At 60.8% G+C, this 18,202-nt stretch carries 16 protein-coding genes; 11 read left to right on the forward strand and 5 right to left on the reverse strand.

What is annotated here, in order from left to right; genetic code table 11:
- The first annotated feature begins 184 nt into the window (after positions 1-184).
- The 7 genes from AB4N41_RS11185 to AB4N41_RS11215 all read left to right on the forward strand — a co-directional run bounded on the left by AB4N41_RS11185 (position 185) and on the right by AB4N41_RS11215 (position 8,364).
- Positions 185-1,942 (forward strand): carbamoyltransferase family protein, encoded by a 1,758-nt coding sequence (locus AB4N41_RS11185; RefSeq protein ID WP_024011327.1) that lies wholly within the window; start codon positions 185-187, stop codon positions 1,940-1,942.
- Positions 1,926-3,056, forward strand: coding sequence for a glycosyltransferase (locus AB4N41_RS11190; RefSeq protein WP_252877314.1), 1,131 nt, complete (start codon positions 1,926-1,928; stop codon positions 3,054-3,056). Before AB4N41_RS11185 ends, AB4N41_RS11190 begins: the two co-directional genes overlap by 17 nt.
- The gene (locus tag AB4N41_RS11195; RefSeq protein ID WP_252877315.1) at positions 3,056-3,952 is read left to right on the forward strand and encodes an antimicrobial resistance protein Mig-14; all 897 of its coding nucleotides are present in this window, start codon (positions 3,056-3,058) and stop codon (positions 3,950-3,952) included. The genes AB4N41_RS11190 and AB4N41_RS11195 overlap by 1 nt, the downstream gene beginning before the upstream one ends.
- An 8-nt stretch (positions 3,953-3,960) precedes the next feature.
- Positions 3,961-5,361 (forward strand): PIG-L deacetylase family protein, encoded by a 1,401-nt coding sequence (locus AB4N41_RS11200; protein ID WP_252878151.1) that lies wholly within the window; start codon positions 3,961-3,963, stop codon positions 5,359-5,361.
- 81 nt (positions 5,362-5,442) lie between these two features.
- On the forward strand, positions 5,443-6,399 hold the full coding sequence (locus AB4N41_RS11205) for a glycosyltransferase (RefSeq protein ID WP_252877316.1): 957 nt from the start codon (positions 5,443-5,445) through the stop codon (positions 6,397-6,399).
- A gap of 54 nt (positions 6,400-6,453) precedes the next feature.
- Positions 6,454-7,215 carry a glycosyltransferase family 2 protein gene (locus AB4N41_RS11210; protein WP_252877317.1) on the forward strand — a complete coding sequence of 254 codons (762 nt, stop codon included), beginning with the start codon at positions 6,454-6,456 and terminating at the stop codon, positions 7,213-7,215.
- A 54-nt stretch (positions 7,216-7,269) separates the two neighbouring features.
- Entirely contained in the window at positions 7,270-8,364 is a 1,095-nt protein-coding gene (locus AB4N41_RS11215; protein ID WP_150638316.1) for a glycosyltransferase, read from the forward strand.
- Here the strand turns inward: AB4N41_RS11215 and AB4N41_RS11220 are convergent.
- The gene (locus AB4N41_RS11220; protein WP_224787295.1) at positions 8,359-8,925 is read right to left on the reverse strand and encodes a lipopolysaccharide kinase InaA family protein; all 567 of its coding nucleotides are present in this window, start codon (positions 8,923-8,925) and stop codon (positions 8,359-8,361) included. The two genes, AB4N41_RS11215 and AB4N41_RS11220, sit on opposite strands and share 6 nt — an antisense overlap.
- Positions 8,926-9,075: 150 nt before the next feature.
- Here AB4N41_RS11220 and AB4N41_RS11225 point away from each other — a divergent pair, with 150 nt between their 5' ends.
- The 3 genes from AB4N41_RS11225 to hldE all read left to right on the forward strand — a co-directional run bounded on the left by AB4N41_RS11225 (position 9,076) and on the right by hldE (position 13,590).
- On the forward strand, positions 9,076-10,248 hold the full coding sequence (locus AB4N41_RS11225; protein WP_056787494.1) for an O-antigen ligase family protein: 1,173 nt from the start codon (positions 9,076-9,078) through the stop codon (positions 10,246-10,248).
- Between the two features lie 15 nt (positions 10,249-10,263).
- Entirely contained in the window at positions 10,264-12,069 is a 1,806-nt protein-coding gene (gene msbA / locus AB4N41_RS11230; protein WP_016771984.1) for a lipid A export permease/ATP-binding protein MsbA, read from the forward strand.
- Positions 12,070-12,168: 99 nt separating this feature from the next.
- The gene (gene hldE, locus AB4N41_RS11235; RefSeq protein WP_041477636.1) at positions 12,169-13,590 is read left to right on the forward strand and encodes a bifunctional D-glycero-beta-D-manno-heptose-7-phosphate kinase/D-glycero-beta-D-manno-heptose 1-phosphate adenylyltransferase HldE; all 1,422 of its coding nucleotides are present in this window, start codon (positions 12,169-12,171) and stop codon (positions 13,588-13,590) included.
- A gap of 78 nt (positions 13,591-13,668) precedes the next feature.
- On the opposite strand, the gene AB4N41_RS11240 is transcribed toward hldE, so the two are convergent.
- The 4 genes from AB4N41_RS11240 to AB4N41_RS11255 form a co-directional block, all read right to left on the reverse strand.
- Positions 13,669-14,637: a metal ABC transporter ATPase gene (locus tag AB4N41_RS11240; protein WP_073471655.1), complete on the reverse strand. Its 969-nt coding sequence runs from the start codon at positions 14,635-14,637 to the stop codon at positions 13,669-13,671.
- 32 nt (positions 14,638-14,669) lie between these two features.
- Entirely contained in the window at positions 14,670-15,482 is an 813-nt protein-coding gene (locus AB4N41_RS11245; RefSeq protein WP_095180984.1) for an aldo/keto reductase, read from the reverse strand.
- Positions 15,479-16,654 carry an NAD(P)/FAD-dependent oxidoreductase gene (locus AB4N41_RS11250; RefSeq protein ID WP_252877319.1) on the reverse strand — a complete coding sequence of 392 codons (1,176 nt, stop codon included), beginning with the start codon at positions 16,652-16,654 and terminating at the stop codon, positions 15,479-15,481. The genes AB4N41_RS11245 and AB4N41_RS11250 overlap by 4 nt, the downstream gene beginning before the upstream one ends.
- A gap of 202 nt (positions 16,655-16,856) precedes the next feature.
- Complete coding sequence (locus AB4N41_RS11255) at positions 16,857-17,189, reverse strand: DMT family transporter (protein WP_150638310.1); 333 nt, start codon at positions 17,187-17,189, stop codon at positions 16,857-16,859.
- A 107-nt stretch (positions 17,190-17,296) separates the two neighbouring features.
- Between AB4N41_RS11255 and AB4N41_RS11260 the strand changes: the two genes are divergently transcribed.
- Positions 17,297-18,193: a LysR family transcriptional regulator gene (locus AB4N41_RS11260; protein WP_252877320.1), complete on the forward strand. Its 897-nt coding sequence runs from the start codon at positions 17,297-17,299 to the stop codon at positions 18,191-18,193.
- Positions 18,194-18,202: the final 9 nt, after the last annotated feature.

The following is an 18,202-nucleotide window of genomic DNA, read 5'->3' on the forward strand; positions in this document are numbered from 1 at the left end:
TTTGAGTTGGAGTCTATTGCGACGTCCAAAGCCTGTCAACGTGGCGACTGCCTGTTCCTGCTAGAGGCTTGCGGGCGCTTTTACGCTATAATCCCGCCCTTTAGCTGCCACTCGCCCTGTGCGAGGGCACATCAATTTTCAAGGCGCATCGCGCCTGCATGCAGACTAAAGAGGCTAGACCCCTGTGGCATTGACGATTCTTGGCCTGTCCGGCGCCCTTAGCCATGATCCTTCCGCAGCCTTGTACATCGACGGCAAGCTGGTCGCGGCGGCTGAGGAAGAGCGCTTCGTACGCGATAAACATGCAAAGAACCGCATGCCCTACGAATCGGCGAAATTCTGCCTCGAGCAAGCCGGCATCAAACCGTCCGACGTTGACGTGGTGGCGATTCCTTTCGCCCCGATCAGCCTGTTCGGCAAGGCCCGCTGGCACTACGCCAAGCGCTACTGGTACGCCCCGGATCGTGCTCTCGATGCGATCCTGATGGGCAACCGTCGCTACAAGCGCTATCGCAACAAGATCGTCTGGTGCCTCGAGCAACTGGGCTTCGATCCGAAGAAAATCAAGATCGAGCCGGTCGAGCATCACCTGGCACATGCCTCCAGTGCTTATCACTGCTCCGGTTTCAAGGAAAAAACCGCAATCCTCGGCATCGACGGTAAAGGCGAATACGCCACGACCTTCTTCGGTTACGGCGAAAACGGCAAGATCCACAAGATCAAGGAATTCTTCGACCCGGATTCCCTCGGTGGTCTGTACGGTGCGATCACCGAATTCCTCGGTTTCGAGATGCTCGACGGCGAGTTCAAGGTCATGGGCATGGCGCCATACGGCGATGCCAGCAAGTACGATTTCTCACGTCTGGCCTCGTTCGAAAATGGCGAGCTGGTGATCAACACCGACTACGCCAACGTGATCGGCCTGCGTCGCTATAAAGAGAAGGGCAAGGGTTTCTACTTCTCGCCAAAGCTGATCGAGTGGCTGGGTCCGAAGCGCGAAGGCGACATTGCCGACGAGCCGTACATCCACTACGCCGCGAGCATGCAAGCACTGTTCGAGAAGCTCGCGTTGCAGATGATCGACCACTATCTGGGCGACGTGCTCAAGGAAACCGGCAAACTGGCTTTCGCTGGTGGCTGTGCGTTGAACGTCAAGCTGAACCAGAAAATCATCGCTCGCGACGACATCAAAGAGCTGTTCGTACAGCCTGCGTCCGGCGATGCCGGCACCGCAGTCGGCGCTGCCGCTTACGTGTCGCACGCCCGTGGCGTACCGGTCGAGAAGATGGAACACGTCTACCTCGGCCCGTCGTACAGCAACGAGGACGTGATTGCCGCGTGTGCCCGGCACGAGAACAAGCCGACCTGGCGCAAGCTCGACAACATGCCGGAGCAGATCGCCCAGATCATGGTCGATGGCAACCCGGTCGCCTGGTTCCAGGGCCGTATGGAATTCGGTCCGCGCGCGTTGGGTGGTCGTTCGATCATCGGTTGCCCGAGCGTGGCCGGTGTCGCCGACCGCATCAACCATCAGATCAAGTTCCGCGAGCGCTGGAGGCCTTTCTGCCCGTCGATGCTCGACACCGTCGCTCCACAGATGATCAAGATCGATCACCCGGCGCCGTTCATGACCTTCACCTTCGAAGTCGCCGAAGAATGGAAAACCCGCGTGCCGGAAGTCGTTCATGAGGACGGTACTTCCCGTGCCCAGGTGCTCAAGCGCGAATACAACCCGCGCTACTACGACATGATGAAGGCGCTGGAAAACCTCACCGGTAACGGCGTGTCGCTGAACACTTCGCTCAACCGTCGTGGCGAACCGATGATCTGCTCGCCGACCGACGCGCTGAACATGTTTTTCGGCTCGGATCTGCAGTACCTGATCATGGAAGATATTCTGGTGGTCAAAGAGGGCGCCAACGCTTATGACTCGCTCGGCTGAACGCCATGTGCTGCAGTTCTGTCACGGCTATGACGGGCCGTTCCTGGACTGCGCGCGGCAGTACGCCAGCCTGTTTGCCGGCACCGGCTATCGGGTGACCACGGTGTTTCTGACCGGGGCCGCCGATAGCGAGGTGGCCGCAGCGTGTGCTTCCGATGAAGTGTTGTTCATGGAGTACAGCTCCAAGGCCATTCGTGGCCTGAAACTAGGGGCTATCGGCGATCTGCGCAAGATCGTCGCCTCACGCAATTTCAGTCTTTGCATCGCCCATCGCTTCAAGCCGATCTATATCGCCTTGCTCGGCACATCGCTGCCGGTCATTGGTGTGCACCACGCGTTCGGCGATTACCAGCGTGGGACGCGCAAGTTGTTCGCGCATATTTTCCGCCAGCGCCTGAGCCTTCTCGGCGTGTCGGATGCAGTGCGTGACGACATGCGGCGCTGCCTGCCGAAATGGCCGGCAAGCCGAATCCAGACGTTGTACAACCGCATCGATGTGCCTGCACTGCAAGCCCGTCAGGTACCTTCCGAAGAAGCGCGGCAGATCCTCGGGCTGTCGCCGGATGCCTGGATTGTCGGCAACGTCGGCCGCCTGCACCCGGACAAGGATCAGGCCACGTTGCTGCGCGGGTTTGCCCAAGCGCTGCCAGGCCTGCCGGCCAACAGTCAGCTGGTCATTCTCGGCAGTGGTCGCCTGGAGCAGGATCTCAAGGGGCTGGCCCGTGAGTTGGGCATTGCCGACCGAGTGCTGTTTCTCGGTCAGGTGCCCGATGCGCGCAATTATTTCCGCGCCTTCGATGTGTTCGCCTTGAGCTCCGATCATGAACCGTTCGGCATGGTCTTGCTGGAGGCCATGGCCGCCGGCTTACCGTTGCTGGCCACCGCGTGCGGCGGGGCGAAGGAAGTGGTGGAGGGTGTGGGCATTCTGTTTCCATTGGGCGATGCCGAGCATCTGGCTCAGGGGCTGCAACATCTGGCCGCGATGGATGCGCAGCAGCGTCGTCAATGTGCGCAGATGATGCTCGAGCGACTGCATGAGCGTTTCTCCGACCGTGCGGTGCGCGAGACCTTCTGGCGCCTGCCGCCAGTTACCGATCTGGCAACGAGGGGCTGATGCTCAACCGATTTCAAGGCTGGCGCGAACGTGGCTGGTCGCCCGTTGACGCCTCGACCTACGCCACTGCCTGGCAACGTTATGGCGGCAGTGTCGCGACACATCCGCTGGTCATCGAGCGCCTGGCGGACCTGGCCGGGATCCCGGTGCGTTATCTGGCCTGGCAGCAGCAGGGCGAGGTTAAAGCCGCTATTGCTACCTGGGGGCGCGACCTGGCTCTGTCCAAGGACGTGCTCAAACGCAACGGCAAGAAAGGCCTGTTCGACCTCGGCAATGCCGAGCTGATCCTGCCAGCCGCCGTCGATGCCCAGGCATCGCTGCGACATCGGGCGCGCTATCTGTCGGCACTCAACGAAGGCCGTTTCAGTGGCCTGAAGTTGCAGGCTGAGCAACTGGCCATGGCCCGCACGCCGGAAGAGTTGTCGAAAAAGTTTCGCTATAACCAGCGTCGAGAGCGGCGTCTGCTGGAAGAAGCGGGCGGTGTGGTGCGAGCGGTCAGCGAGTTTTCCAGCGTTGAGCTGGCCGCGATGTACTGCGATCTGTTTCAGCGCCGCTGGGGCTTTCCGGCGACCGGCGCGGCGCGCATGGCCGAGGTCATCGAGTTGCTGCGCGAGTTGCTGATCGGCTCGGTCATTTTCCTCAACGATGCGCCGATTGCGATTCAATTGGTCTACCGCGTTGAGGCGGCAGAATGGATCAGTGTCGAATACGTGAATGGCGGCGTGGATCCCGAAACCCGCGAGTTCAGCCCCGGCAGCGTGCTGAGTTTTCTCAATACGCAAAGCGCCTGGGAACACGCACGGGCACTCGGCAAGCCGCTGCGTTTTTCGTTCGGTCGCGCTGACCGTGAATACAAGGACCGCTGGTGCAACCCTGTGCCGGTGTTCACCGTATGAGTCAGACCATGAGCCGCAAACAGCAATTGCTCAGACGCCATCGACGCAACAAGCGCGTGGCCATGTTGGTCGCGCTGGCCGCCATCATCGCGCTGAGCGTGCTGGTCGCCTGGTGGCTGGCGCCGGTGTTGCTGATTGGCGGCTGGATCGCCCATGAGGCGTGGTTTGCCGATCATCTTTTCTACGCGCCCGGCGACGATTACCAATACAGCTTCCCGGCGTATACGCCGCAGCCTAAGGTGCATCTGAACGGCGAGCAACTGCGTCTGGATGAAGGGGTGATGCTGGCTGACGAAGCCGTGCTGATTCTGGCTGTACAGGTCAAAAGCACTTGGCTGGGACGTTTTCTTGATCCTTTCATCGAGTTGTCGGGTGGCGCCAATCCTGACGTCCAGACCTTTGAACGCGGTGTCGGCGGCCTGCGCTATCTGAACCTGAGCGGTCAGGCGCAAGCGTTGTCCGAAGGAGTATTGCGTCTGCGCGGCCGTTTCTGTCGAGTGTCGGGCGAGCCGGTACTGTGGGCGCTGGAACACGCTGATTATCGTCGCCAGCGGGTCATGGTCATTGCCCCTCACGCGGATGATGCGGAGCTGGCGGCATTCGGGTTGTACAGTCAGGCCGATGAAGCCTGGATCGTCACCCTGACCGCTGGCGAAATCGAGGCCGAACATTATCAGCAGATGGGCATGAGCAAGGTCGACGCAGCGCGGCTGAAGGGACGCTTGCGCGCCTGGGACAGCCTCACCGTGCCGCAATGGGCTGGTGTCCCCCAGGAACGCTGCGTGCAGTTGGGCTATTTCTGCCTGCAACTGGCCGCTATGCGGGACAAGCCGGAGCAATCGGTGGGCTCGCGCGAGGCGGATTTGAGCGATACCCGTCTGTTCCGTCAATTCAACCGGTTTGTTCTGCCAAGTGACGCCGATGGCGCGCCGACCTGGAACAATCTGCTGGCTGATCTGCGCGAAACAATGCTGCGCGCGCGTCCGGACGTTATCGTGCTGCCGCATCCGACGCTGGACCCGCACCCCGACCACGTCTGCGCGCAGCAGGCTGTGCTTGAAGTGTTGAAGGGGCTGGACTGGCAGCCGACGCTGCTCGGTTATGCCAACCATCTGCACGATAACGACCGGTGGCCGATGGGCAATAGTGGCGATGGCGTGGCGCTGCCGCCAGCCTTTGATGCTGGCGTGCCGGTGCAGCCTGTATGCCTGACGTTGTCCGTGGAGCAGCAGCGTGACAAGGCAATGGCCCTGGGCATGATGCATGACCTGCAGCCGCCCGCGCCGTTCAAGCGTCGCTTGCGTCGAAGCTTGCAGCGATTGCTGGCTGGGCGCGCCGGTTCGCCTTATGGCGAAAACGAATTTTTCCGCAAGGCGGTTCGGCGACATGAACTGTTCTGGCGTTTGTAGCGACACAGGCGCCCGCGCAAGACTTTCTTGCGGGCGGGCATGTTCAGGTTTGCTCGGGTTGCTGTTGCGGCAAGGAAGACAATGAAAGTTCTATTTCTGGTGCAGAAAGATCAGCGGGCCATCCTCGATCGCTTGTATGAGGGTGTCGCCGCCCATTGTGAGTGCGATCTGCGCTGGTTGAGCGGTGACGAGCAGCGCAATCTGCGGCGATATTTCCGCCGCGAAGTCGATGTTACCCGCTATGACCGCATCGTGTTTTTCCTGCGCTTCAAGCAGGAGATCCGGCAGGTCGGGTTTATCCGCACTATCCCCAATCTGGTGATTCTGGAGCACGATGCCTATCAGAATTACATCCCCTGCAAGTACACCGGCAAGTTCAGTGCGCACTATCGGCGTTTGCCGTGGGCACGGGTGATCAGTTCCGGTTTCGTGGTGGCCGAGCGCTTGCGCTCGGAGGGCTTCGACGCCGTGTTCGTGCCCAAGGGCTACGATCAGACGCAATTGCAGGACCAGGGGCGCGAGCGGGATATCGAACTCGCCTTCGTCGGCAGCACCAACAGTGTGGCCTACAGTGGCCGCAAGGCGCTGCTGGATGAACTGGGCCAGGTCGAGCCGCTGCTGGTGACGCGGACCAAGTCCGGGGCTGAATACCTGGAAACGCTCAACCGTATCCGCTTTTTTGTCAGCGCGGACGTAGGCATGGGCGAGTTCATGATCAAGAACTTCGAAGCCATGGCTTGCGGCTGCGTCCTGCTGGCCTATGATCAAGGCGCCGCCGAAGCTGCGGCGCTGGGTTTGCAGGACATGCACAACGTGGTGTTCTATCAGACGATCGCGCAGTTGCAGGAAAAGCTGGCCACGCTGCGCGAGGATCCGCAACTGGCGCAACGCATCGCTGACAACGGTCGCGAACTGGCGGTGGAGCAGTTCAGCTTCGCGCGGATCGGTCAGCGCATCGTTGAAGAACTTGAGCCGCCGTTGCGTGATCGGGCGCCGCTGAGCCTGCTGGAAAAAATCCGCCTGAAAGTGGGCATTTGACAAGTGTCATATAGCCAGTGATATTGCTGGCGACTTCTGATTAACGAGATATCGGTGCAATTTTCCAAAGAAAGCCAGATTACATTGGTGGTTACCAGCTGCGGTCGACTCGATCTGCTCAAGGCCACTCTCGATAGCTTCGACCGGTACAACACGGCACCCATTCGTGAAGTGTTCATCACCGAAGATGCCGGCGACGAAGGCGTTGCCGGGATTCTGCCTGCTCACTGGAAAGAGCATTGCACGGTCTTCGTCAATCGTCCGAAGCTGGGCCAGTTGGCATCGATCGACCTGGCCTACGGACACGTCAGCACCCCCTACATTTTTCATTGCGAAGATGACTGGGAGTTCTATCGTCCGGGGTTCGTCGAAGACTCGATGACCATTCTGCAAGCGCGGCCGGAAATTCTGCAGATCTGGTTGCGCAGCTATAATCACGATCTGCGTGTTCACAGCCCATACATCCATTTGGGCGCGCGCGAGATTGTCGATGGCGTCGCGTGTTATCCGCTGATTTCCGACAAGCCGGAGTGGCAGGGGTTCTCGCTGAACCCGGGGTTGCGCCGACTCGAGGATTATCGGTTGTGTGCGCCTTTCGCCGGACACGGTGGCGAGAAGGCCTTGTCACAGCGCTACTCGCAACTGAACAGGGAGGCCTTGATACTCGAGGCAGACGCGGTCATGCACACCGGTTTTGGTTTGCATGTGCAAACGGATATCGAGCGTGAACGCAAAGCGCGCCGCAATCGCCGCGAGCAGATTAAATTTGCCTTGTTTCTGTTGCTGGGAGTCTGCATTGGCTGGTTCATCAACTGAGTTCGAGTACGCCGCAGCTTGTCCCCGCAAATCCGTGCAACGGCTTTCTGCCCTATGAATATTCTCAATATCATGTGGGCCGGTGGCGCTCCGTTCGCATCAATTCACAAAGTGCACCAGCAGATACTCTCTCAGGCTGCGCCGTCGGCGGTGGTCAAAACCTGGCTGCTCCAGGGGCAGGGAGCCGAGTGCGGCGTGGATGTCGGTGAGGTCCGGGAGTGGCAGTTATCGTCAGCCCGCCTGAAGGGCCGGCATTTCTGGCGTTTGGCCAAACCCGTGATGCGGGCGAGGTTTCGCCAGGCGCTCGTGGACAGTGACGCTCGATTGCTGCTGCTGGACGGCATGGGTGTCGCACGCACGTTATTACCGGTCCTCAAGAAACTGCCGCATATCCGCGCGGTAGTGATCTTCCACGGTTCGGCGCGTTTGAATGCCGGCGACCAGGCTCTATTCCAGGCAATCCCTGCGTCCCGGCTGAAACTGGTTGCCGTTTCCAGCACTCTCGCCGATTCACTGGCCCGCGATCTGCAGATGCCTGTCACCCCGTTGCGAAGTGCGTTCGATCCGGAAGCGTTTCGTGCTGACCTGTTCACCCGCGAGCAAGCCCGGACACGGTTGGGGTTGCCGCAAGGCGATACGCCGGTATTGGGCGCGGTAGGGCGGCTGGTCTCCGAGAAGGGGTTCGGTTATTTGCTGGATGCCTTTGCCGCAGCACTCGACAGCCGCCCGGACTTGCGCCTGGTCATTATCGGCGAAGGCTCCAAACGCGCGGCGCTGGAGCAGCGCATCGACGCGCTTGGCTTGCAGGAGAAGGTCTTGCTGACCGGGCATCTGAACGAAGCAGCGCAGCTTTATCGTGCGTTCGACTGGGTTGCCATCCCTTCGCTGGAAGAGGGCTTGGGTCTGGTGATGCAGGAGGCGGTGATGGCCGGCGTACCGGTGCTGTGCAGCGATCTGGAGGTGTTCAGCGAACAGCTGGGCAGCGCCGGCTGGTATGCGCCGGTCAATGACACGAAAGCCTGGGCCGAGGCCATCGACCGCGCCTTCAGTGCCTCATCTCAAGCGATCAATGCCGAGCAGTACAGGATGCTCGCTCCGGACGAGGCCTGGTCGAGCTTCAGCCAGGCTGCCCGCGCATTGTTTTCATGACGACAAGACCGCGCGCTCCAGTGCCTGCATCGGAAAGCTGTCGTTCAGCTTTTCGCGCGCAATATAGCGGGCGAAATGTTGCAGGTTGCGTTTGATCAAGCGCTTTGGCAACGGTCCGCGGGTGAAGCGCATGTCGGCGACATCGATCAGGCCCATGCGGTTGTCTGGTGTGACGACGATGTTGCCAAGATGCAGGGAGCGGAAATAGATGCCCGAGCGGTGCAGGCTGCGTATCAGCTCGGCCAGATCCGGCAATGCCTGAGTCCAGTTGAAACCTTGTTTTGCGGCGATCTGGCGCAGCGTTTGCCCGGGCAGAGGCTCATACAGCACGGCGGTCATGCCTGGTTTCTCAAGGCGAAAGAACTGGAGGATCTGCAAGGTCGGCACGCCGAGTTTGTGCAGCTCGACGGCGTTGTCGATGAATCGCTTCGAGTAGGGGCGAAACAAGGCGGATGAAAAAAACCTTTTGCGACGAAACAGTTTGAGAATTTTCCCATCCTGCAGCAGGTAGACTTTCGGCCCATAGCTGTCCGCTTCCAGAACTTTGGCGGCGTCGATCATTTGGTCTAGAGCGGCTTGTGAGAGCCGGGAGCATCGCATCGTAGGAAGCCTTGTCGAAAGTGCGGGGTGTAGTAGCGGGCAATGATGCCGAAAAGTTTCGATTTTAACCATGCCGCGTCGCATGGGCGAACCCTTGTCAGGAGCAGATTGATGCAGGAAACACGCTGGGCGCAACTATGGATGGCGATGGGGCTCTTGTGGTTTTTACTGGCTATTGCCGTAGCGCCCACCAACAAGGTCTACCAGCAGGGGCTGGTGGCTCTCGTCTGGTTGCCGGCGCTAGTGCTGGGCTGGGCTGCGCGGCACCGCGTCAGAGAAGTGCTCCATGAACAACGCTGGATCTACCTGCCATTGCTCGGATTGCTGGTCTGGTCGCTGATCAGTCTGGCATGGACAAACGCACCGGAAACGGGGCGCGAGGCCAAGCGTCTGTTGTATATCGTGGTGTTCCTGCTGTTTTTTCCGGTGTTTGCCAGCGGACGCCCCGAGCGATTGATTCGTCTCATGCAGTGGGGCGGGCTGGGATTGGCAGTAACTGCGCTGGTGGCCATCGTCAGGTTTTACGTCATCGAAGGTAACGCCTGGTCTGCCCGGGTGGAAGGGCTGGGTGAGCTGGCGCATCCGATCCTCGGCGGCTATGTCATCGGCCTGGCGGCGGTGTGGCTGGCCCTGTGGGCGCCGCGTGGCGTGATGTGGCAAGGGGTCTGGACACTGGCGTTGGCGGTGCTGGGTATCTTTGTACTGATGAGTCAGAGTCGAGGCGCGGCGCTGGCGTTGTTTCTGACCATCCTGGCCATGCCGATCTGGTGTCGTGACCGCCACAGCCGAATCGTCGCAGCCGTGGCCCTGGTGGTGGCGATTGTGGCGCTGTGGCTGTTCGAACCGTTGGTGCTGGCGCGCGGAGTTTCCTTTCGTCCGCAGATTCTGATGGCCTCTCTGGATATGATTGCCCAACATCCCTGGGGTGGGTTGGGCCTGGGTGGGGACTACAGGGTTTTCTGGTCGGGCATGACCTTCGATCACGCCCACAATCTGTTCACCCATGTCGCGATCGTGCTGGGTCTGCCGGGACTGCTGTTGTGGTCTGCCGTCTGGTTCGCCGTTATTTTCCAGGCGTGGAAAGTTCGGGAAACGCTGTATGCCCGGGGGATCATCGGTATCTGGCTGTTCTCGACACTGGCGATGCAGTTCGACGCTGCCAGCCTCACCGGCACCCCGCGCGCCGAGTGGTTCATCAGCTGGCTGCCGTTGGGGCTTGCCAGCGTTTTGGTATGGGCGCGGGCCAATGGCGGCGCTTGTGATAAAATTTCGCGTTCTTCTTAACCAGTGAGCTCTACGATGACTGACGCACCGCCCAAAGCGGAACAGGAATCCAGCCTGAAAATCTACTTTCGGCTGTTGGGGTACGTAAAACCCTATATCGGTCTTTTCCTGCTGAGTATCGTGGGCTTCGTGATCTTTGCTTCCACGCAACCAATGCTGGCCGGGATTCTAAAGTATTTTGTCGATGGCCTGAGCAACCCGGAAGCGGTGCTCTTCCCCAACGTTCCCTATCTGCGAGACGTGCAATTGCTGATGGCTGTGCCGTTGCTGATCATCCTGATCGCAGCGTGGCAAGGCCTCGGCTCGTTTCTCGGCAACTATTACCTGGCGAGGGTTTCGTTGGGGCTGGTGCATGACCTGCGTATCGAACTGTTCAACAAGCTGTTGGTACTGCCCAATCGCTATTTCGATACCCATAACTCGGGTCATCTGATCTCGCGCATCACTTTCAACGTGACCATGGTCACCGGCGCCGCCACGGATGCCATCAAAGTGGTGATCCGCGAAGGCCTGACCGTGGTTTTCCTGTTCGCCTATCTGCTGTGGATGAACTGGAAACTGACTCTGGTGATGCTGGCCATTCTGCCGGTGATCGCGTTCATGGTCGGCAACACCAGCAAGAAATTCCGCAAGCAGAGCAAGAAGATTCAAGTGGCCATGGGCGACGTCACCCATGTGGCTTCCGAAACCATTCAAGGCTATCGCGTCGTGCGCAGTTTTGGTGGCGAAGCTTATGAGCAGCAGCGTTTTGCGGCGGCCAGCCAGAGCAACACCGACAAACAGTTGCGCATGACCAAGACTGGCGCGGTGTATACGCCGATGCTGCAGCTGGTGATCTACACCGCCATGGCCGTGCTGATGTTCCTCGTACTGTTCCTGCGCGGTGATGCAACGGCCGGTGATCTGGTTGCCTACATCACGGCTGCCGGTTTGCTGCCCAAACCGATCCGGCAATTGTCTGAAGTCAGCTCGACCATCCAGAAAGGCGTGGCCGGAGCCGAAAGCATTTTCGAGCAACTCGATGTTGAACCGGAAATCGACACAGGTACGATCGAGCGTGATCGGGTCAGTGGCCATCTGGCGGTGAACAACCTCAGCTTCACTTACCCGGGCACTGAACGGGAAGTGCTGAAAAACATCAGCTTCACCGCGTCGCCAGGTCAGATGATCGCCCTGGTCGGGCGTTCCGGCAGCGGCAAATCGACGCTGGCCAGTCTCATTCCGCGCTTCTATCACCACGAGACCGGCGAAATCCTGCTCGATGATGTCGAAATCGAGGACTATCGTCTGCGCAATCTGCGTCGCCATGTAGCGCAAGTGACCCAGCACGTGACGCTGTTCAACGACACCATCGCCAACAACATCGCTTACGGCGATCTGGCAGGCGCGCCTCGCGAAGATATCGAGAAAGCCGCCAGGGATGCATTTGCCATGGACTTCATCGCGCAGATGCCTCAAGGCCTGGATACCCAGGTGGGCGAGAACGGTGTGCTGTTGTCTGGCGGACAGCGTCAGCGCCTGGCGATTGCCCGGGCCTTGCTGAAAAACGCCCCGCTGCTGATCCTCGACGAAGCGACTTCGGCCCTTGATACCGAGTCCGAGCGGCACATTCAGGCGGCACTCGACCATGTCATGAAAGGCCGCACCACGCTGGTGATTGCCCACCGTTTGTCGACCATCGAGAAGGCCGATCTGATCCTTGTCATGGATCAGGGCGAGATCGTCGAACGCGGCACTCATGCCCAACTGCTTGCTCATAATGGCTACTACGCGCGTCTGCATGCGATGGGGCTGGATGCTCCGGCTGAAGACATTGCCTGATCTGCAGATGAGGGTGGGCCAGCCTCACCCTCGTGTATTCCCGGCGCGCGCGATCCTGTTAATATCGCGCCCCTGTTCATTTTGTATGTGGGTTGCTCCATGAAATTGTCGATGCCGCGATTCGATCAAGCCCCTGTCTTGGTGGTCGGCGATGTCATGCTCGACCGTTACTGGCATGGCGGAACCTCACGGATTTCTCCTGAAGCGCCGGTGCCGGTGGTCAAGGTCGAGCAGATCGAGGATCGCCCGGGCGGTGCCGCCAACGTGGCGCTGAACATTGCCGCGCTGGGTGCACCGGCATCGCTGGTGGGCGTGACCGGCGATGACGAAGCCGCCGACAGCCTGAGCAACAGTCTCAAGGGCGCGGGCGTGCGCGCCTTGTTTCAGCGCATCGCGCACCAGCCGACCATCGTCAAGCTGCGGGTCATGAGCCGGCACCAGCAGTTGCTGCGTATCGATTTCGAAGAAGTGTTCGCCACCGATGCTCTGGCACTGGCCGCGCAGGTTGATGGGTTGCTTGAAGGCATCAAGGTGCTGGTGTTGTCGGATTACGGTAAAGGCGCACTGAAAAATCACCAGGCCCTGATCCAGGCCGCCCGTGCCAAAGGTATACCGGTATTGGCTGATCCGAAGGGCAAGGACTTTTCGATCTACCGCGGTGCCAGCCTGATCACACCGAATCTCAGCGAGTTCGAAACCATCGTCGGTGGTTGCGCCGATGAGCACGAACTGGTGAGCAAGGGCGCCGTCCTGATGCAGGAGCTCGACCTCGGCGCGCTGCTGGTGACCCGTGGTGAACACGGCATGACCTTGCTGCGTCCGGATCATCCGGCGTTGCATCTGCCGGCCCGCGCCCGCGAAGTGTTCGACGTGACCGGTGCCGGCGATACGGTGATTTCGACCCTGGCCGCGGCCATTGCCGCAGGCGAAGAACTGCCGCACGCCGTGGCGCTGGCCAATCTGGCAGCAGGCATCGTCGTCGGCAAGTTGGGTACCGCAGCGATCAGCGCCCCGGAACTGCGCCGCGCCATTCAGCGCGAAGAAGGTTCGGAGCGAGGCGTGCTGGGACTTGAGCAGCTGCTGCTGGCGGTCGACGATGCCCGTGCGCACAACGAGCGGATTGTTTTCACCAATGGCTGCTTCGATATCCTGCATGCCGGCCATGTCACCTATCTGGAACAGGCCCGTGCTCAGGGCGACCGCCTGATCGTCGCAGTCAACGATGACGCTTCGGTCAGCCGCCTGAAAGGCCCGGGCCGGCCGATCAACAGCGTGGATCGCCGCATGGCGGTACTCGCCGGTCTCGGCGCGGTGGACTGGGTGATCAGCTTCTCTGAAGGCACACCGGAAAACCTGCTGCGCGAGGTCAAGCCGGACGTGCTGGTCAAGGGCGGCGATTACGGTATCGATCAGGTGGTCGGCGCGGATATCGTCACCGCCTACGGCGGCACCGTGAAAGTGCTGGGGCTGGTGGAAAACAGCTCGACGACAGCGATCGTGGAAAAGATCCGCGGCCAATAAGCTCAAGAGATCGCAGCCTGCGCCAGCGCCTGCACAATTCTGTTCAGGCGCTGGCGCAGGCTGCGATCTTTTTGCTTTTCAGGAATTCACTTTCTTGCGCGGTACGATTTTCTTCAGCAGCTGCCTGGCCTTGCCGCGCAGGCGTGCCAGTCCAGTAGCCTTCTCGGGTGGCGTCAGACCCTGTTGGCGCAACCAGTCCTTCCAGCGAATCCGCTCATCACGCACCAGCCAGCCATCCTGTCGCGCGAAGCTTTCGGCCAGATACAGACCGCGGGTACTCGCCGGATACAGTTGATCCTTTTTCAGGGTGTACAACTCAGGCAGCGGCTGGCCGTCGTGCAATGGCATCAAGTACAGGTCTGGCCGTTTGCGATCGAGCCGCGCCACCAGTTGATCGCCTTCCAGACGCTCGTCGACATGAAACAGGCTCAAGGACTTCGCCTCCTTGGGCACGTCCAGGCGCAAGTCATAGATCAATTGCAGGGACGCCGTCGGCAGATGCACGTACGCCCTTGGTCGCTCCAGCAATTGCAGGTTGGCGCAGCGCACCGGACGCGCCGAACCGGACAACGGCGTCAGGCGAAACGGCAGCGCCTCGCGATAATGCAGTGCAGCGGAATAGGGTGCTGGTAGCCAGGTGTCGTTGAAACGCCCGCCGAGCCAGCCTTCCGGGGTTTCCAGCAGACACTCTTCGGCAATCTCCTGAATCGCCGTGTGCAGCGGAATGTTCAGCTCATGGGCCGGCACGTAGCCGGAAATGAGCTTCAGTACCACGTCGCCGCGATCCTGCCGACGCTGGCGCACCAGCACCCAGTAATCACGATTCTGCCAGTGCAGGGTCAGGCGCACGGACACGCCGAGGTTGGCCAGTTCCAGCGCGAAGCGCTCGCTGTCGGCGACACTGACCGGTTTGCGCCGTTGCAGGGTCTGGGCGAAGTTCAGCGGCATGCCGACGCTCTGATAGCTCAGGCCTTCGGGCGTGGCTTCGACGAACAGCGGCAGTGTCTTGAAGTTGCTCGGGTTCTTGCGGATGAGCGTGCGCGGCATATCGGCTCCTGGCTTAAGGCCGCGGGGCGGCGTCAGTGACTACGCAGGACCTGGGCAACGGTCGCTACGTTATGGGCGAGGTGCAGCGGATTGATCGTGCCGACAATAGCACTGGCAACGCCGGGATGAGTGAACAGCAACTCGAAGCTGGCGCGCACCGGATCGACTCCCGGACTCAGACAGACATGACCGCTGGCCAGGGCTTTTTTCACCAGAATGGCTTTGCCGTGGGCAGCAGCATAGTCAATGACCGCCTTTTCGTTTTGTTCGTTCAGATTGTAGGTGACCATCGCGCAGTCGCCTTGCTCCAGCGCTTTCAAGCCGCCTTCGACGGTTTTGCCGGAAAACCCGAAGCCGCGAATCTTGCCCTCGGCCTTCAGCGCCGCGAGGGTGGCGTAGACCTCTTCGTGCTCGAGGATGGCCATGTCGTTGCCGTCCGAGTGCACGAGGACCAGATCGATAAAATCCGTTTCCAGACGTTGCAGGCTGCGCTCGACCGACATTCGCGTGTGCGCGGCGCTGAAATCGTGACGCGACAGGCCATCGGCAAACTCTTCACCGACCTTGCTGACGATCACCCAGTCCTGACGCTGACCGCGCAGCAGCGGGCCGAGGCGTTCTTCGCTGCGACCATAGGCCGGTGCGGTGTCGATCAGGTTGATGCCCAGATCGCGCGCCTGGCGCAGCAGCATGCGCGCCTCGTCATCACCGGGAATCTGAAAGCCGTTGGGGTATTTCACCCCTTGATCGCGGCCGAGTTTGACCGTGCCCAGGCCCAGCGGCGAAACCGTCAGGCCGGTGCTGCCCAGTGGGCGATGCAGTTCGTGCAGAGTGGCAATGCTCATGGCAGCAGTTGCTCCCATGCGGGGACGCCGAGCGGCGGTTTCGGCAGCGGCGGCAGCGGCTCGGTCGCCTGCGGCTGGATGCCGTCGCGTTGCAGCGAGCCGATAACGCGGTCGGCGAAGTCCGGCGCCAGTGCCAGTTTGGTCGGCCAGCCGACGAGCAAGCGACCTTCCTCGGCGAGGAATGCGTTGTCCGGACGGGTCAGGCCGGTTTGCAGCGGCTCCGCGCGGTCGACGCGCAGGGTGGCCCATTGCGTGGTGCTGAGGTCGATCCACGGCAGCAATTGGGCGATTTCCTTTTGCGCAGTGGCGATCTGTTCGGCTGGCTCGCGGGCCACGCCTTCGCTTTCGGCGATGTCGCCGCCCATGTACCAGACCCACTGGCCATCAGCCGCCGGATGCGTGGTCACGGTAATGCGCGGCTTGGTCCCGCCGCCCAGGCAGTGCGCGTACAGCGGTTTCAAGCCGGGGCCTTTGGCGAGGATCATGTGCAGGGGGCGGCGCTGCATGGCCGGACGGCTCAGGCCCAAGGCTTCAAGCAGTTCGGCCGTGCCGGCGCCGGCGCTGAGGACGATGCGCTGAGCGCGGATCTCACGGCCATCGACTTTCAGGCCGACCAGCACGCCGGCTTCCAGCAACGGTTCGATGACCTGCCCGGCGAGCAGACCGTCGCCGGCCAGCTCGGCGAGACGCTGGATCAGGCTCGGGACATCCACTACCAATTCGGCGAGGCGATAGACTTTGCCCTTGAAACGCTTGTCTTGCAGGGCTGGCGGCAGTTCATCGCCCTTGACCTGATCGACCCGGCCACGCACGGCTTTGCTGGCGAAGAAACTGGTCAGGTTGCCGGCCAAAGTGCCTGGCGACCACAGGTAATGGGCTTCGGACAGCAGACGCACGCCGGACAGATCCAGCTCACCATTACCGGCCAGCGCCTCGCGCCAGCGGCGCGGCATGTCGGCGATGGCTTCCGAGGCCCCGGTCAGCGCGCCGTGCAGCGCGTACTTGGCGCCGCCGTGGATGATGCCCTGGGACTTCACGCTCTGCCCGCCACCGAGGCTGGCGCTTTCCACCAGCACGGTCGAGAAACCCTGACCGCGCAGGCGCGCATTCAGCCAGAGGCCGGCGACACCAGCGCCGACAATCAGAACGTCGGTGGAAATAACGGATGGCATGCAACGACCTCAGTGCTCAAGACGAGGGCGCAGTATACAGACTCGGGAAAGGGGCGGATTTGTCGATGATCAACATGCCGAACATATGGGCCAATGTGGGAGCGAGCCTGCTCGCGAAGAGGGAATGCCAGTCGACATATGTGTTGACTGATGTACCGCATTCGCGAGCAGGCTCGCTCCCACAGGGGATTGTGTCTGGCAGTTAATGGCCGGCGGTTTTCGAGAACAATTGAATCACCACCACGCCCAGCACGATCAACGCCATCCCCAGCATCGCCGGGATATCCAGCTTCTGCCCATAGATAAACAGTGCCGCCACGCTGACCATCACAATGCCCATACCGGCCCAGACCGCGTAGGCCACGCCGACCGGAACGGTGCGCACTACCAGCGTCAGCATCCAGAATGCAATCCCGTAGCCGACAATCACCAGAATCAGCGGTAGAGGAGTGCTGAAGCCCTTGACCGCTTTCATCGAAACGGTGGCGATCACTTCGGCGCAGATGGCGATGGCCAGATAGACGTAGGCGTTCATGGTTTGATCCTCAAATAAATCATTGCTTGCTGGAGTGACATTCTAGGGATTGCTCAGATGGGGTAAAGTCATTACCTATCTGTTCAGTAGATAGGTTGAAAAATCGTATGCAATGGAATCTTGAGCACCTGCGGGTATTTGTCGACGTCGCCGAACAGCGATCGTTCTCCGCCGTGGCACGTCGACAACGCAAGGCGCAATCGGCGATCAGCAGTGCTGTCGCGATGCTCGAAGAGGATTTGCGCGTGAGCCTGTTCGAGCGCAGCAGTGGCCGTCAGCCCAGTCTCACCGAGGCGGGCGAGGCATTGCTGGAAGAGGCGCGGGAAGTGTTGCGCCAGTGCGAGCGCCTCAACGGCCGCGCGATGGCCATGCTGCGCGGCCAGGAGGCGCAGTTGCGGGTGGCTCAGGACGAGGCGATGCCCTATCAGGCGCTGGTGGAAAGTTTCGGCGAACTGGCCGAGCAGTTTCCCAGCCTGGAAGTGCAACTGACCAGCGCCGCCCAAGGCGAAGTCGCGCGCAAACTGGTCGAACGCCGGGCCGATCTTGGCTTGTTGTTCTATCACGATGAAATCCCCGAAGCCCTTGAGCGGCGCGTACTAGGTCGAGTGGAAATGGTCACGGTCTGTGGCGTCAATCATCCGTTGGCGCAGCAGTCCTATGTGACCTGCCAGCAACTGGCGCAGCACCGGCAATTGCTGATGTCGACGCAGACCAGCGTCTATCCCGGCAACGAGCCGGCCAGCCCACAGGTATGGCGCGCCGACAGTTTTTACGTAATGTCCGAATGGCTGGTGCGCGATCTCGGCTGGGCCTGGTTGCCGCGCCACGTTGTGCAGTACTCGGCGTATCAAGGCCAGATGATTGAGCTCGACAGCGAATGGACGCCGCCAGCGCTGGTGGTGGAACTGGTCTGGCGCCGCGACGAACCGCTCGGCCCGGCCGCGCGCTGGCTGGCGGAACGTTTTGCCGTGCACTTGCGGGCGATCGGCGACAAAAGCCGATAAACTCCGCCG

It is taken from the genome of Pseudomonas sp. S2_A10, assembly GCF_054668465.1.

Coding starts and splice junctions, on each gene's coding strand:
- AB4N41_RS11190 (WP_252877314.1), top strand. CDS start 1,926: ATGACTCGCTCGGCTGAACGCCATGTGCTGCAGTTCTGTCACGGCTAT.
- AB4N41_RS11195 (WP_252877315.1), top strand. CDS start 3,056: ATGCTCAACCGATTTCAAGGCTGGCGCGAACGTGGCTGGTCGCCCGTT.
- AB4N41_RS11200 (WP_252878151.1), top strand. CDS start 3,961: ATGAGCCGCAAACAGCAATTGCTCAGACGCCATCGACGCAACAAGCGC.
- AB4N41_RS11205 (WP_252877316.1), top strand. CDS start 5,443: ATGAAAGTTCTATTTCTGGTGCAGAAAGATCAGCGGGCCATCCTCGAT.
- AB4N41_RS11215 (WP_150638316.1), top strand. CDS start 7,270: ATGAATATTCTCAATATCATGTGGGCCGGTGGCGCTCCGTTCGCATCA.
- AB4N41_RS11220 (WP_224787295.1), bottom strand. CDS start 8,925: ATGATCGACGCCGCCAAAGTTCTGGAAGCGGACAGCTATGGGCCGAAA.
- AB4N41_RS11225 (WP_056787494.1), top strand. CDS start 9,076: ATGCAGGAAACACGCTGGGCGCAACTATGGATGGCGATGGGGCTCTTG.
- msbA (WP_016771984.1), top strand. CDS start 10,264: ATGACTGACGCACCGCCCAAAGCGGAACAGGAATCCAGCCTGAAAATC.
- hldE (WP_041477636.1), top strand. CDS start 12,169: ATGAAATTGTCGATGCCGCGATTCGATCAAGCCCCTGTCTTGGTGGTC.
- AB4N41_RS11240 (WP_073471655.1), bottom strand. CDS start 14,637: ATGCCGCGCACGCTCATCCGCAAGAACCCGAGCAACTTCAAGACACTG.
- AB4N41_RS11245 (WP_095180984.1), bottom strand. CDS start 15,482: ATGAGCATTGCCACTCTGCACGAACTGCATCGCCCACTGGGCAGCACC.
- AB4N41_RS11250 (WP_252877319.1), bottom strand. CDS start 16,654: ATGCCATCCGTTATTTCCACCGACGTTCTGATTGTCGGCGCTGGTGTC.
- AB4N41_RS11255 (WP_150638310.1), bottom strand. CDS start 17,189: ATGAACGCCTACGTCTATCTGGCCATCGCCATCTGCGCCGAAGTGATC.
- AB4N41_RS11260 (WP_252877320.1), top strand. CDS start 17,297: ATGCAATGGAATCTTGAGCACCTGCGGGTATTTGTCGACGTCGCCGAA.